Origin of the sequence: Sphingomonas sp. 37zxx (assembly GCF_000786205.1) — a bacterium.
Classification (GTDB): domain Bacteria; phylum Pseudomonadota; class Alphaproteobacteria; order Sphingomonadales; family Sphingomonadaceae; genus Sphingomonas.
Genome location: NZ_JROH01000016.1, coordinates 57,227 through 72,623 on the forward strand (window position 1 = coordinate 57,227; position 15,397 = coordinate 72,623).

Genomic DNA, 15,397 nt, shown 5'->3' on the forward strand with positions numbered 1-15,397 from the left:
CGATCGACCCAGAGCGGGGCGGTCAGCCGATCAGCGAAACACCACCGTCCGGGTGCCGTTGAGCAGCACCCGATCCTGCAAATGATACATCACCGCGTCGGCCAGCACGCGCCGTTCGATGTCACGGCCCTTGCGAACCAGATCGTCGGGGGTGTCGGCATGGCTGATATGTTCGACATCCTGCGAGATGATCGGCCCTTCATCGAGGTCGGCGGTGACATAATGCGCGGTCGCACCGATCATCTTCACCCCGCGCGCATGCGCCTGGTGATAGGGCTTTGCCCCCTTGAAGCCCGGCAGGAAACTGTGGTGGATGTTGATGCAGCGCCCCGAAAAATAGGCGGCAAGATCGTCGGACAATATCTGCATGTAGCGCGCCAGCACGATCAGGTCGGCCTCGGTCGATTCGACGATTCGCTTGATCTGCGCCTCCTGCTGCGCCTTGGTTTCAGGCGTGACGGGCAGGTGATGGAAGGGAATGTCGCCGATCATCGAGATGTGCAGTGCCCGCTGCGGATGGTTTGAAACGATGCCGACCACCTCCATCGGCAATTCACCGATGCGATAGCGATACAGAAGGTCGCCCAGGCAGTGATCGAATTTCGACACCAGCAGCAGCACCCGCTGGCGCTCATCGACATGGCGCAGCTTCCATTCGGCCCCGATTTCCTCGGCGAGCGGCGCGAACGCCTGCGACAGCGCGGCGGCGTCATGCCGGCCATCGGCCAGGTCAAAGACGACGCGCATGAAGAACCGGCCGCTTTGGGCATCGTCGAACTGCTGCGCGTCGACGATATTGCCGCCATTGCCGGCAAGGAAGCCGGCGACGCGCGCGACCAGGCCGGTCTGGTCGAGACAGGAAAGTCGCAGCGTGAAACGATCGGTCATGGGTGCGGTGCCTTATATTGGTCGATCCAGTCGACGGTGCGCGATAGCCCGCCAAAGGGGTAGAAATGAAGCCTGACCGGCCCGTGATCGGGGCTTAAACGGCGAGCGAAGCGATCGACCAGCCGGTCAGGCCCGGCGGTGCCGAGCAGCCGCGAAAGCGAGATGCCGTATTTCGCGAGCACCGTCGCCGACGCGCCGACACCGCAATGCGCGGCGAAGCGGATCAGCGTCTTGATCCCGGCGGGACCGGGCACGCCGATCCGCACCGGGCAATCGATCCCGCGCGCACGAAGCTGTTCGAGCCAGTCGATCGAGACATCGGCGTCGAAGCCGAACTGAGTGACGATCAAGGTCGCCATGCCACGCTCGCCGATCGCGGCGCGTTTGCGATCGAGCGCCTCCCAGGTCTGGGCGACGGTCATCACCGGATGTCCTTCGGGATGGCCGGCAATACCGATCGCCTGAATGCCGCTGGCTTCAAAGATGCCGGTTTCGATCATCGCCATCGTATCGGCGAAGGGGCCGGCGGGGATCGGCGGGTCGCCGGCGACCAGGAACATCCGCCGCGCGCCGGCTTCGGCGACCGCGCGCGAGACCGTCTGTTCCAGTTCGTGCTGCGAGCCGATCCGTCTGGCGGACAGATGCGGCATCGGTTCGAACCCAAGCCGCCGGACATCGACCGCGGCAGCGATCCGCGCGTCGATCGATTCGCCGGGCAGGAAGGTGATCGCGACCGGCGTTTCGGCGGGGATGACTGCGGCCGCCTCGATGAGCGCCGGGCGATCCTTGGCAGTGATTTCGAGCGAATATCCGTCGGTAATGCCAGTCGGCGGCAGTGCCCATGCGGGATGAATGGCGGGAATCGACATGTCGGCACCTCTCACGATCCGGTCTGGCCGCTGGCGGCGATCCGGTCGATCTGATCTAGCGCGCCTCTTAAACATCGTATAGATGAAAACTTCATGGACGCGAAGTATTCATCCGCGAACGACGATGCACCGCCGCTGCTGTTGCTGCCGGGGCTGATGTGCGATTCGCGCATTTTCGATCGCCAGCTCAGGACGATAGCAGGCGCGATGGCGGCTGCCGATTATGGCGACGCCGATACGCTGGGGGCCATGGCCGAGCGGGTGATCGCTGCCGCGCCAACGCGATTCGCGCTGCTTGGCCATTCGATGGGGGCTCGGGTTGCGCTCGAGGTGATGCGCCGGGTTCCCGATCGGGTCGATCGCCTTGCGCTGGTCAGCACCGGTATTCACCCTGCTGCCGTGGGCGAGGCTGCCAAGCGCCATGCACTTCGCGACATCGGCCGCCGCGACGGGATGGCGGCGCTGGTCGATACATGGTTGCCGCCGATGGTGGCGGCTGCGCGGCGCGACGATGCTGCGTTGATGGGCGCACTGCGTGCGATGTGCATCGATGCCGGCCTGGCGCGGTTCGAGGCGCAGATCGCCGCCTTGCTCGACCGCCCTGACGTGAGCGACTTGCTGCCCGGCATCGCGTGCCCGGTGCTGGTGGCGACGGGCAGCGCGGACCAGTGGAGCCCGCCCGAACAGCATCGCACCATCGCCGCGGCGATACCGGGTGCCGAACTCATCATCGTCGAGGGGGCAGGGCACATGCTGCCCGCCGAAGTTCCCTACCGATTGAACATCGCAATCCGCGCCTGGCTGGCCAGGCCGGCGGGGCGCGCCACATTTACCCAAGGAGAGGCAAAATGACCGACAAGTCCCTGCAACAGCTGCTCGACGAAAGCGGCAACATCGTCGACCTGCTGCGCAACCAGCAAAGCGGCCCCAACGTCTATCCCGGCGTTCCCGGCGAATATTCGAACTGGCGCGCCGAGCAGATGGCGTGGTCGAATGCATGCGTGCTGTTCAACCAATCGTTCCACATGGTCGATCTGGCAGTCGAAGGCCCCGATGCGTTCGCGATGCTCAACCATCTGGGGATCAACAGCTTCAAGGGGTTCGTGCCCGATCGCGCCAAGCAGTTCGTGCCGGTCACGCCCGACGGCTATGTGATCGGCGACGTGATCCTTTTCTATCTGGAGGAGAACAGCTTCAACCTGGTAGGGCGCGCACCGACGATCGAATGGGTCGAATTCCACGCCGCCACCGGCGACTGGGACGTCACCGTGACGCGCGACGAGCGGACGGCGATGCGGCCCGATCCCGAGAACCGGCGCAACTATCGCTTCCAGCTGCAAGGCCCGAACGCGATGAAGACGCTGGAAAAGGCGATGGGCGCGACTCCTCCCGACCTCAAATTCTTCCACATGACGCGGCTGGCGATCGCCGGGTGCGAAGTGCGCGCGCTGCGGCATGGCATGGCCGGGCAGCCGGGATATGAGCTGTTCGGACCGTGGGCGGATTATGACACGGTACGCAATGCGCTGATCGCGGCGGGCAAGGATTTCGGGCTGACGCTGGTCGGCGGGCGGACGTATTCGTCGAACACGATCGAATCGGGCTGGATCCCGTCGCCGCTGCCGGCAACCTATACCGGCGAGGGCACCCGCGCGTTTCGCGAATGGCTGCCGGCTGCGTCTTATGAGGGCAAGGCATCGATCGGCGGCAGCTATGTCCCCGAACGGATCGAGGGCTATTATCTGACGCCGTGGGATCTGGGCTATGGCCCGTTCGTAAAGTTCGACCACGACTTTATCGGTCGCGATGCGCTGGAGCGCATGGCTGGCCTGCCGCACCGCAAGAAGGTGACGCTCGCGCTCGACAATGAGGATCTGTTGCGGGTGCTGAGTTCGCAATTCACCAAGGAAGACCGGGCGAAATACATGGACTTCCCCTCGGCGGTCTATTCGATGCACCCCTATGATCAGGTGCTCAAGGACGGCAAGATGGTGGGGCTGTCGACCTGGATCAGCTACAGCGCCAATGAAGGGCGGATGCTGACGCTGGCGATGGTCGAACCCGATTTCGCCGAGCCCGGCACCGAGGTGACGTTGCTGTGGGGCGAACCCAATGGCGGCACGCGCAAGCCAACCGTCGAGCCGCACGTTCAGACCGAAATCCGCGCTATCGTGAGTTCGGTGCCATTCAGCGAAGTCGCGCGCGACAATTATGCCGAAGGCTGGCGGACCAAGCAGACCGCCTGACGTCGATGCGGCAGGGCAGGGGGCGGCGACTTGCCGCTCCCCTGCAATGCTCAGCCAGCTTCGAGCAACGCCGCAGTCCGCTGGAGCAAATCGCTGCCCCGGCGCTCGACCGCCGGGTCAAAGCGGGCGCTGGGAATGGCAACGCCGAACGCACCGAGCAATACGCCGCCTGCATCGACGACCGCCCTCCCGACACCCTGAATGCCCAGCGTATGTTCCTCGCGCGTTCGGGCGATGCCGGTGGTGCGGATCACCGCGATTTCGCGCCGCAATTGGTCGCTGTCGGTGATCGTCGCGGGCGTAAACGTCGCGCGTTCGGCCTGTCCCAGATAAATTTCGATTTCGGTATCGCTTAGCGCGGCCAGGATCGCCTTGCCCGCCGCAAAGCCGTGCAGCGGCGTCCGCGTGCCCATCTGCACCGCATAGCGAAGCGCCTGTTCGCTGGTTTCGGTCACCAGCGCCTCGACCTCCCAATCATGCCGCACGAAGAACGATACGGTTTCATTGAGCTGGACACGCAGCGCGCGGACCAAAGGCGCAACGCGCTCGAGCAGCGAAAACTGCTCCGCCGGCCGCTGCAGCCGCGCAAGGCCAGGCCCGGCGGCATAGCGCCGCCCGGCGCGTGCGAGATAGCCGCGCTCGACCAGGGTATTGAGCAGATAGGACAGGCTGCTGACCGGGATCGCCAGTGCGGTGGCGACCTCCTGCGCGACAACGGGCGCGCCCCGCGCCACGACATATTCGATGATGTCGAGCGTCCTGAGCGCAGACTTGACCGTTGGAGGCGGTGCTTCGTTCAAAGGTGGTGGCATCCCGATGTGATCTTCGCTCCCATATTCCGCAACGGTTTAGAAACCGCAACCAATCCCGGCGATCGCTGCCGGCGATTGCCCGCAATCTGCCTGCAGGTGGATTGCATCGAGCGCCAGCCCCGTTCAATCAAGGCCGCTGGAACCCAACAGCTTGTTTCGCATTCGTGAGGTCCGGTTTTCACCCCGCCAGCTTTCATCCCACAGCCGAACGGCTGACGACCGCCAAGAGGACCAGTCGTGACCGCTCCTTCACCCCATGCGATCGGCGCGATCCTGCTGACGATCGCCATGTTTTATGGCTTTGTTTCAGGGCGGGTGCGGATCGAGATCATCTCGCTGCTGACGATCAGCGCCATCGCGCTTGGCCTATATTCCTTTCCGCTGCCGGGACAGGCACCCACCGACGGGCTTCGGCTCGCCTTTGAAGGGTTCGGCCATTACGCGCTGATCACGATCTGCGCTCTGATGATCCTTGGCAGGGGATTGGTCACCACCGGCGCGCTCGAGCCGGCGGCGCGGCTGCTGACGCGGGTGTGGCGGTTCAACCGCCAGCTGGGCCTGCTGGTGACGCTGCTGTTGGCGTTTGCGATGAGCATGCTGGTCAATGATACGCCGGTGCTGGTGCTGCTGCTGCCGATCATGGCCGCGATCGCCGCCAGTGGCGGAATGCCGGCGTCGAAGACGTTGATCCCGATCAACAGCGCGGTGCTGATCGGCGGCATGGCGACGACGATCGGTACGTCTACGAACCTGCTGGTGGTGTCGATCGCGACAGACCTCGGCCTGCCGTCGATGAGCGTCTTTCACTTCACGCCGATCGTGCTGATGGCGGCGGTGGTTGCGCTGCCGTTCATGTGGCTGGTCATGCCGCGACTGCTGCCCGATAATTCGGTCGCCGGCGGCTATGAGCCGCGCCGGTTCAATGCGACGCTGCGTCTGGGGGGCACGTCGGGCGCGCGTGACCTGGATATGGATGGCCTGAAAAAGCTGCTGCCCGCCGACATCGAAATTCGGTCGGCGATGTCGCAGGGCCGGTTGCCGGTGAGCGGCACCCATGCGTCGCTGGAAGAGGCGATGCGGGTATTGGGGGCAACGGCTGCCCCCGCCTGGCTGATGGACCGGCTGAAGCAAGGCTATGGGCGAACCGGCGAGGATTTGACGGTCGTCGAACTGTCGATCGCCAGGGATTCGGGGCTGATCGGCCGCAGTGTCGTGAGCGCGAATATTGCCGAGCGCTACAATGTCGCGTTGCTTGGCGTGCATGATGCCAAGCGTATCCGCCACGATAGCTGGGGGCCGGCACCCCACCCGCAGGCCGACATCATCTTTGGCGAAGGCGATATTCTGCTGGCGACCGGGGCGATGCCCGACCTTCAGGAAATGGCGCGCGCCGAAAGCCTGTTGGTGCTCGAGGGGGCAAAGGAATTGCCGCGTACCGGCAAGGCGCCGCTCGCGCTGGCGATCATGGCCGGCGCGGTTATCCCCGCGAGCATCGGGGTGGTGCCGATCGCCATTTCGGCGCTGGCCGGAGCGATCGTGATGTTCGTAACCGGCTGTGTCCGCTTCGACCGGATCGGGCGTGCCTTGTCGGCCAGTGTCATCGTGCTGGTCGCCGCCAGTATCGCGATCGGCCGGATCATCCTGGACAGTGGCGCCGCCGAATGGCTCAGCGGGTTGCTGGCGATCGGCCTGCAATATCTGCCCGCTGCCGGGGTGCTGGGCGCGGTGATGTTGTTCGTCACCATTCTCACCAACTTCGCATCGAACACGACCGCGGCGGCGGTAGGCACGCCGATCGCGTTCAGCCTGGCGCAGAAGCTGGGCATTCCGGTCGAGCCGCTGGTGCTCGCCGTCCTGTTCGGGTGCAATTTATGCTATGCGACGCCGGTTGCATATCAGACGAACATGTTGATCATGTCGGCCGGCAATTACCAGTTCAACGACTATACCAAGACCGGGCTGCCGCTGGTGGCGATCATGATCGTCACCCTGTCGGGCCTGCTGGTGTATCGATACGGCCTGTACTGACCGCTGCCGGCGCTATTGCCGCGTCTTGAGCATGCCGTCGGCCCTGCCAGCCACCCGCGCGCTGCGAACTGTTGTCGGTTCCGCTTTCGGGACTGTCTTCGGACTGTAACCAAATCAACACGCAGGCGTAACGGATCGGCGTCAGGAGGAGCGCGTCGTCGCAGGCCAAATGGTCGCACGCATCAGGGGGACTACATGCCGCATTACACCGCCGCGCTGACGCGCACCGTTGCAACCTGCCTGCTTTGCAGCGTGGCATTGCCTGCAATCGTCCAGGCGCAAACCGTGACCGGGACGGTGACCGATTCGACCGAAACGCGCGGCCTGCGCGCGACCGAGATCGAGCTGGTCGAGCTGGGCCGCACCACCAACACCGATCGCGAGGGCGGCTATCGCTTCACCGATGTGCCCGCTGGCGACTATACGCTGGTGGCGCGTTATACCGGGGCACCATCGGTCGAGCGCAGCATCGCGGTGCCCGCCAGCGGCGATGTGGTCGCCGATTTCCGGCTGGGGCTTGCCGGCGAGGGCGAAATCCTGGTCGTCGGCCAGCGCGCGACCTTGTCGAGCTCGGTTGCCCGCCAGCGCGCGGCTGAGGGGGTGCAAACGGTGCTGACGCGCGATGCGATCGGCCAGTTCCCAGACCAGAACGTCGCCGAGGCGCTCCGCCGGGCACCGGGTATCAACGTACTGAACGACCAGGGCGAGGGCCGCTTCGTATCGGTGCGCGGCCTCGATCCCAATCTGAACGCGACCTCGATCAACGGCAATCGCGTGCTCGCCACCGGCGGCGACGAACGTGCCGCCGCGCTTGATGTGATCCCGTCCGAGCTGGTCGAATCGATCGAGGTCAAGAAATCGCTGACGCCCGATATGGATGCCGATACGCTGGGCGGATCGATCGAGATCAAGACCACCAGCGCGTTCGATCGTAAGACACCCTATTTCGGCGTGAGCCTTGAAGGGTCGTATAACGATCTGGTCGATGTCGTCAGCCCGAAGGCGGGCGTCGATTTCTCGATCCCGATCGGCAGCGATTTCGGCGTTGCTGGCGGTGTCAGCTATTATAATCGCATCTTTGGCAGCGACAATGTCGAAGCCAATGGCTGGGGTGTCACCGACGATGGCGTCGTCTTTGCCGACGAGATCGACTATCGCGACTATGACGTGACGCGCGAGCGTATCGGCGCGAACCTCTCGTTCGACGCCAGGATCGGTTCGACCACCGAAGTCTATGTTCGCGGGCTTTACAGCCGGTTTAGCGATGAAGAGTTCCGCCGCCGCCTGATTTTCGCACTCGATGCCGAACCATCGAGCGGCACCGACACCAGCGCCACCTTCCTGTCGGACGATGGCGAGATCGAAGTGATCCGCGATTTGAAGGATCGCACCGAAATCCAGACGATCAAGACGGTGTCGCTTGGCGGCAGGACCGAGACCGGACCGTGGCGCCTCACCTATGACGCGGCCTATTCGCAGGCGACCCAGGTCGAGGATAATTCGAGCGATCCGATCACCTTCTCGCGCAAGTTTGAAGACGCCGGTGACCTGGGTGTGACGTTCGACTATTCGGACCTCCGATTGCCGAAATACACGATCACTGCCGGCGATGCCGCCTTCCGCGATCCCGCCAGCTATGAGTTCGACCAGCTCGAAGTGACGGCGCGCGAACGGGCCAAGGACGAGGAATATTCCCTTCGGTTCGATGCCACGCGGACGTTCGCGTTGGGCATGGGCACGTTCGATGTTCAGTCGGGGATAAAGGCGCGTTTCCGTGACAAGCGGCTGAACTTCGCGATCGACTTGTATGACGGTTATGACGGCGATCTGTCGCTGGCCGATTTCGTCGGGCCGCAAAGCTATGGGCTCGCGCGGATCGATCCGGTTCCGGGTGCTGACGAGTTTCGCAAATTTCTGTCGTCGAATCGCGGTTTTACCGGCTTCGAGCGGAACGCGGTGGCGAGCGATTTCGCATCGACCGCCGAGGATTTCTCGGCTTCCGAGGACGTGCTGGCGGGGTATCTGCTGGGTCGTTTGACCGGCACGCGGCTTCGCGTCGTTGGCGGTGTCCGGGTCGAGCGCACCCGCAACGAGTTTTTCGGCCAGACGCTGACGCTGACCGAGACCGATGATGACGAGACGCTGCTGGTGACGCCGGTATCGTTCAAGCGCGACTATACCGATTGGCTGCCCAGCCTGAACATCCGCTATGAGCCGGCCACCGATCTGGTGCTGCGCGCGGCGGCTTTCCGCAGCCTGGTTCGGCCAGGCGTAGGGCAGGTGGCCCCGCGCTTCATCATCGAGGAAAACCAGGACGGCGAGCGCTCGGGCGAGTTCGGCAACCCCGATCTCCAGCCCTATCGCGCCTGGAATTTCGACGCGACGGTCGAATATTATTTCGCGCGCGACGCGGTGATCCAGTTGGGTGCGTTCTACAAATCGATCGACAATTTCATCGTCACCGCCGAGCTCGACGACGTGACCTTTCAGGGGCTGATGGTCGATGAAGCGGCGATCCCGTTCAACGGCGAAAGTGCCAAGGTGAAGGGGCTGGAATTCTCCTATCAACAGGCGCTGACGTTCCTTCCGTCGCCGCTCGACGGGTTGTTGGTGAATTTCAACTACACGCTCACCGATGCGAAAGGGCGGATTGCCGAGGGCGAGCTTTTGGCCGGGCGCGAAATCGACCTGCCGGCGGCGTCGAAGCACACGTTCAACGCGGTGTTGGGGTATGAAAAGGGGCCGATCAGCCTGCGCTTCGCCGGTGCCTATCGATCAAGCTACCTCGACGAAGTTGGTGATGCACCCGAGGAAGACCGGATCGTCGACAATTTCTTTCAGTTCGACGTGACCGCGAAGTATCGCATCACGCCGCGGGTCCAAATGTTTGCCGAACTGGTCAATGCGTTCGACGAGCCGTATCTGGCGTATCAGCGCGGTCCGGCGGCGCGGCGGCTGTTGCAGTATGAAGAGTATAGCTGGACCGGCAAGTTGGGCGTGAGGGCGAATTTCTGATGCGGATGCTTATGACGGCAGCGGTGGCTGTGATGGTGATGGCGGGTTCTGCCAGCCAAGCCCAACAGGCTGCAACGGTTGCGGTGCCTGAAGTACGATCGGGAATGCAGCCGCTTCCCGGTCGGCCCTTCGCGGCAAAGGGGCTGCCCGATCGGGTCGTGCTGACCAGCGGTGCCGATCCAGCGCGCAGCGCTGGCGTGGCATGGCGCACCGACACGCGCCAGGCGACCGCCGCGCTGGAGATCGCCAAGGACATTGACGGGCCGCAGCTTTCGTTCTTCGCGCGGCCGCTGACTGGCACGACGCGGCTGATCCGCACCGAAAATGGCGAAGCGCATTATCATCATGCGCGGCTGGAGAGCCTCGAACCCGATACCGCCTATGTCTATCGCGTTCAGGGTGTCGATGGCTGGAGCGAGTGGCACGCCTTTCGCACTGCCGCCGCTGAATTCCGCCCATATACCTTCCTGTATTTCGGCGACACGCAGAACGAGATTCTGGCGGTCGCCAGCCGTGTGATCCGTCACGCCTTTCGCGCGACGCCGTCGCCTGCGCTGGCGATCCATGCGGGCGACCTGGTGTCGCAGCGCGACGATAAGGCGCATGACGATGAATGGGGCGAATGGGCCGCGACGGGCGGCCATATCTTTGCCAGCGTTCCCCAATTGCCGGCGACCGGCAACCATGAATATGTCGACGACATCCAGCCCGACGGCAGCGAGAAGCGCCGCCTGGGGCCGCATTGGCCGCTGGCGTTCGCCCTACCGCAAAACGGCGCACCGGGGGTGAAGGACACCACGTACTCGGTCGATTATCAGGGGGTGCGCTTCATCATCCTCGACGGCACCTCGGCGATCGACCTCGGCACGCGCGCCGCACAGACCGCGTGGCTGGACGGACTGCTGAAAGACAACCCCAATCGCTGGACCGTCGCGCTGTTTCATCAGCCGATCTACACCTGTGCGCGGCCACAGGACACCGCCGAGCTGAAAGCGGCATGGCGTCCGGTGTTCGAAAAGCATCGGATCGATCTGGTTCTGCAGGGGCATGACCATTGCTATGGTCGCCTCACCGCCGAGGAAGGCAAAGCGGTTGCCGCCAAGCGCCATGCGGCGGGCGATCCGCAGGGGCCGGTGTATCTGGTGTCGGTCACCGGGGCCAAGATGTATGGCCTGAATGATCGATCGGGCACCCAGCCCGACCGTGCGGCAGAGGATACCGAATTGTGGCAGCGGATCGATGTCGAGGCCGACAAGCTGACGCTGCGCGCCTTTACCGCCACCGGCCGGCTGTATGACGGCTTTACGCTGGCGCGTGGGGCTGATGGCCGTAACCGGCTGACGACGCTGCCGGGAACCATCGCCGAGCGTCGCTGTGCCGGGGCCACCAGCCCCGATGGCGCGCCCTGCCGGGCAGCGGTTAAGGACTAACGCAAATCGCGCGGCATGTCGGTCGGGATGGGTGGTCGCCGACCTGCCCATCCCGGCAAGCCGCACCGCAGCATCTGGTCATCGCTCCCTGGCTTAAGGCGCGGTGAAATATGCCGGGATTTGGTAATGCGACAGCTTTGCCATCGTCACGCCCAATCGGTCACATGCTGCATCGGCGGCGCGCGTCGCGCCGGCGACCAAGCCATAATCGTCGAACAACACCAGCCCGCCGCGAACCATGCTGGGCAATAGCTGATCGAGCGCGAACGCCGTGGGTTCATAGACGTCGAGATCGAGGTGCAGCAGCGCGATCTTTAGGGCGGGATGTTTCGCCAGATATTCGGGCACCGTCGTGAAGATATTGCCTTCGACCAGCTCGGTATTTTCAAACCCCTTGGCCGCAATCAGCCGCTCCAGATCGCCGCGTGCGATGCCCTGGCCGCCGGCAGTTTCAAAATGATCGATGAATTGCTGGTCCGAAGCACCAGCAACGCCGTCACGCGGAAAACTGCCAAACGCATCAAAGCCTATAAGTGGCCGGCTGTAGCTATTCTCCAGCACGTCGCGAAAGCCAGCGAACCGCATGAACGACGCGCCTTTATACACCCCCAGTTCGATCACCGCACCGGGGAGGTGGGTGATTTTGCGGTAAAGCTCATAATGCGCCAGCAGCTTGGCCATGCGGGGGGGGGGGGTGTGAGGTAAAAGCTGTTCTCGGCCTCATAAGCGTCGATCTGGGTCGTCGGCTGATAGTTCGCCATCATGCGGTTCCTTTTCGGGTGATCGCCTGCCGCAGCTGCATCATGCGAAACTCCTGACCATTGCAGGCTTTCGTACCGCCATTTTTCGCGCGGTGCGATTGCCGACGGTGAATTGCGCGGCGGCGCTGGCGAGGTTGGCGACCTCGTGCGACAGGTTGCGCGCGGCAGCCGACGTCTGCTCGACCATCGCGGCATTTTGCTGGGTCGCGCTGTCCATCGACGAAACTGCGGTGGTGATTTCGGTGATGGCGCTCGATTGCCGGCGATTGTCCGATGCCATACCGGCCAGCAGCTTGTTGACCTCGGCGACATCGCTGGAAATGGCGGTGAATGCGGTATCGACATTGCCCACCGCTTCGACCGCGACCAGGATCTCGCTTTGGGTGACGCCAAGCTGATCCCGCGCGGTCTTGGCCTCTTCCTCGGCCCGCATCGCAAGCGCGCTGACCAGATCGGCGACGACGGCGAAGCCGCGCCCGGCATCACCGGCGCGTCCGGCCTCAACGGCGGCGTTCATTGCCAGCACGCGGGTTTGAAAGGCGATCTTGTCCAGGCCGGCAATGACGTCGTCGATCCCCTTGGCGCTTTCGCCGACCCGGCTCATCGCCTGTTTCGCAACCTCGGCGGTGGTTCTACCGCTGTCGACCGTTGCCATCGCCTGGCCCGCCCGCGCCACGGTGTCTTGTGCGGTGTTGGCCGTCAGCTTCAGGCCGCTTTCGACCTGTGCCAGTGCAGCGCTGGTCTGCTCCAGGCTGGCGGCGTTGCTTTGGGTGCGGCGGGCAAGATCCTCGGACGCCTGGGCGATTTCAGCCGATCCGGTGCGGATGCTGTCGGCGCTGTCGCTGACGACGACGATCGCACCGCGCAGCGAGGTGACGGCGGCGTTGAAGTCACGCTTGAGCAGCGCATAGTCATCCGGGAAATCGGCCTGAATCTCGTTGGTGAGGTCACCGGCGGCCAGCGTGGTCAGGCTGTGGCCAAGCGATGTCGTCACTTGCGCGGCGATTTGTGCCTGTTCGGCGCGTTCGGCGGACAGGGCCTCGGCCGCGCGTTCGCGCTCGACCGTCTGCTGGGCGTTGGCATCGACCAACTCGACCAGCCGCTGCGCCACCCAGATCAGGGTCGCCGCCTCGACCAGCAGGACGACGGCATGAAAAGCGATGCGGAGGAACGATCCCTCACCCATGAACAGCCATTCGGGCACCAGCATGCCCAGCCCGAGATGGTGAACCGCCACCACCCCGGTAGCCGCCGCCAGCGCCTTCCAATCGCACAGGATCGATGCGGCGGCCAACAGCGCGAAGAACAGCATGTGCAGATCGGTTTGCCAGGCTTGGCCTTCTGCGATGAACAGCAGCAGGGCAGGCATGGTGACGACCGTGATGCTCACCGCCATGCGCGCGGCGGCATCGGTACGGTGTTGCGCGGCGATGGCGAGGGGGTACAGCGTTAGCAACAGCCCGATGACGACGGCGGGCCATTTCCCCGAGCTGGGCAGAAGCAACAGCATAAGGCCACCGCTCAGCGCCAAAGTCGCAATCAGGCTGACGACAAGCCGCATCCCGACATCGCGGAACGTGCCGAGGCCGAGATCTGTATTCATGACGTTGTCCTGATGTTCGAACTGCAGCCCAAGCCGCGGGATCTCAACAGCAATGTCCCGTGAGACAGGGCCGGAGCAAATAGCGCCGTTCGCGGCGTGGAGACGATGAAAGAGCCCGAAAAGGGGCCAGGAGCCACCAGCTTCGCGCCGGTTGGCAACAGCCATTTCAGGGTGCTTGCAGGCGTTGTCGGCGCAAGTGGCACCAACAGCATCTCGCCTTCAGCCGGCGGCGCAACCATCAGTATTGCCGCCGCAGCGATCAAGCCGCTTTGCATGACAATACCTAATCCCGATGACCGATGTATCATGAAAATAACCGATCGATCGACTGGCCGAGAAAAGCAGCACCGTTCTGGTACGCCAGAGTTACCGGTCGAGACTCTTCTGGCACGGAAGCGAAGCAGCGCTCGGGGCATCGCGGAGCAACATCAGCCTGTATCGGCATTAGAGAATGATCCACGGAAACCGGTGACTGAGCAGGTTCGATAATGCTGGTTACATTATAGAATGTTGCACAGCGTTTTTACGCCGATCGGATTCTTATTTCGTTGTCGTCGAGGTTTTGAGAAGGATTGCGCTTGCCGCAGCAGCACGTCGTTACCGGCCTGACAGGCGAACGATACCAGGCGGTGCCTGGCCCAATATGTCCCGCTTCGGGGGAGGTATTCCGGGAAAAATGGTGGACGCACTTGGGCTCGAACCAAGGACCCGCTGATTAAGAGCGGAGCTTTGTGCCCTTTTCGTTCCTTTCCAATACTACGCCAAACTACGCTCAAGGGCTTGAAACGGTTGGAATAAACCTGCCGTGGATTACCCTTCGCTACGCCATCGTAATCCCGACATCTGATTACGTGGCGATTACGTGGACGAGCGCCAGATCATGCCGAATCAGTCAATCACACTGCGAACAATTCAGTCAGTCACACCGGACCCGCACCGCGACATTTACGTGTGGGACCACCGGCTAAAGGGATTCGGACTTCGCATCACGCCAAGGGGAGCGCAGTCCTTTGTGTTCCAGTATCGGGTCGACGGCGGTCCTGCGCGCCGCAAGACAATTGGGCCTGTCGGCAGTCCCTGGACGCCTGCCACGGCGCGCAAGGAAGCCGAGCGGCTGCTGGTCCAGGTCTATCAGGGGATCGATCCGGTCGAAGCCAAACGTGAAGCGAAGCGGAAAAAGGAGACGCTGAACTTTCGGACCTACAGCGAGAGGTTCGTTGAGCTGTATCTCAAGCCGAACTGGCGGGGGACATGGGGCTCGGCGAATTGCACGATCAACAACGTATTTATTCCCCGCTGGGGCAACCGACCCGTCCATGAGATCACCCGCGCCGACATCGTGAAGGTGCTGGACGAGTATTCCGATCGCCCGGCACGGCGCAAGGAGATCCACTCGCTCCTGCGCAAGTTCTTCAACTGGGCGACCGACCGGCAGGATATTGATGTCTCGCCGTTGGCCGGGATGAAAGCGCCAAAGGCCGTCCCGTCGCGCCGCCGGGTGCTGAGTGACGAGGAGATCGTCGCCTTGTGGAGGGCGACCGAGAATTCTGGATGGCCGTGGGGGCCCTTTGTCCGGATGCTGATCCTGACCATGCAACGGCGCCAGGAAGTTGCCGAGATGGACTGGTCCGAAATTGACCTGACTGCGCGCCGATGGACCTTGCCTGCCGATCGGGCGAAGAATGACCAGGAACACGTGATACCGTTAACGAGCCGTATCCGTCCGGTGGGCCCCGCCTTGTGCG

Annotated in this window: 12 protein-coding genes; 7 read left to right on the forward strand and 5 right to left on the reverse strand. The window is 63.3% G+C overall.

All coding sequences use genetic code 11. The features are described from left to right. Positions 1–30 precede the first annotated feature (30 nt). Positions 31–888 carry a formyltetrahydrofolate deformylase gene (purU, locus tag QU44_RS09050; protein ID WP_033921687.1) on the reverse strand — a complete coding sequence of 286 codons (858 nt, stop codon included), beginning with the start codon at positions 886–888 and terminating at the stop codon, positions 31–33. Further along, positions 885–1,757 carry a methylenetetrahydrofolate reductase gene (locus QU44_RS09055; RefSeq protein WP_033921688.1) on the reverse strand — a complete coding sequence of 291 codons (873 nt, stop codon included), beginning with the start codon at positions 1,755–1,757 and terminating at the stop codon, positions 885–887. Before QU44_RS09055 ends, purU begins: the two co-directional genes overlap by 4 nt. 93 nt (positions 1,758–1,850) lie before the next feature. Here QU44_RS09055 and QU44_RS09060 point away from each other — a divergent pair, with 93 nt between their 5' ends. Then, a complete protein-coding gene (locus tag QU44_RS09060; protein ID WP_033921689.1) occupies positions 1,851–2,609 on the forward strand; it encodes an alpha/beta fold hydrolase in 759 nt (252 codons plus the stop codon). Next, a complete protein-coding gene (gene desA / locus QU44_RS09065) occupies positions 2,606–4,003 on the forward strand; it encodes a syringate O-demethylase (RefSeq protein ID WP_033921691.1) in 1,398 nt (465 codons plus the stop codon). Before QU44_RS09060 ends, desA begins: the two co-directional genes overlap by 4 nt. Positions 4,004–4,053: 50 nt before the next feature. Here desA and QU44_RS09070 read toward each other — a convergent pair whose 3' ends face one another. Continuing rightward, positions 4,054–4,815 carry an IclR family transcriptional regulator gene (locus QU44_RS09070; RefSeq protein WP_052134522.1) on the reverse strand — a complete coding sequence of 254 codons (762 nt, stop codon included), beginning with the start codon at positions 4,813–4,815 and terminating at the stop codon, positions 4,054–4,056. A 237-nt stretch (positions 4,816–5,052) separates the two neighbouring features. On the opposite strand from QU44_RS09070, the gene QU44_RS09075 reads away from it, so the two are divergent. From QU44_RS09075 to QU44_RS09085, 3 genes are all read left to right on the forward strand, one after another. Next, a complete protein-coding gene (locus QU44_RS09075) occupies positions 5,053–6,843 on the forward strand; it encodes an SLC13 family permease (protein ID WP_033921693.1) in 1,791 nt (596 codons plus the stop codon). Between the two features lie 195 nt (positions 6,844–7,038). After that, positions 7,039–9,858: a TonB-dependent receptor gene (locus tag QU44_RS09080; protein ID WP_052134524.1), complete on the forward strand. Its 2,820-nt coding sequence runs from the start codon at positions 7,039–7,041 to the stop codon at positions 9,856–9,858. Beyond that, positions 9,858–11,288: a purple acid phosphatase family protein gene (locus tag QU44_RS09085; protein ID WP_231621682.1), complete on the forward strand. Its 1,431-nt coding sequence runs from the start codon at positions 9,858–9,860 to the stop codon at positions 11,286–11,288. Before QU44_RS09080 ends, QU44_RS09085 begins: the two co-directional genes overlap by 1 nt. Positions 11,289–11,381: 93 nt before the next feature. Here the strand turns inward: QU44_RS09085 and QU44_RS17175 are convergent, their stop codons facing one another. Continuing rightward, the gene (locus QU44_RS17175) at positions 11,382–11,969 is read right to left on the reverse strand and encodes a TylF/MycF/NovP-related O-methyltransferase (RefSeq protein ID WP_231621683.1); all 588 of its coding nucleotides are present in this window, start codon (positions 11,967–11,969) and stop codon (positions 11,382–11,384) included. A 120-nt stretch (positions 11,970–12,089) separates the two neighbouring features. Further along, entirely contained in the window at positions 12,090–13,652 is a 1,563-nt protein-coding gene (locus QU44_RS17770) for a methyl-accepting chemotaxis protein (protein WP_231621684.1), read from the reverse strand. A 105-nt stretch (positions 13,653–13,757) separates the two neighbouring features. On the opposite strand from QU44_RS17770, the gene QU44_RS18665 reads away from it, so the two are divergent. Then, a complete protein-coding gene (locus QU44_RS18665) occupies positions 13,758–14,141 on the forward strand; it encodes a hypothetical protein (RefSeq protein WP_231621685.1) in 384 nt (127 codons plus the stop codon). A gap of 373 nt (positions 14,142–14,514) precedes the next feature. Continuing rightward, a partial coding sequence (locus tag QU44_RS09100; RefSeq protein ID WP_156141052.1) for a tyrosine-type recombinase/integrase occupies positions 14,515–15,397 on the forward strand: 883 nt, incomplete at its 3' end.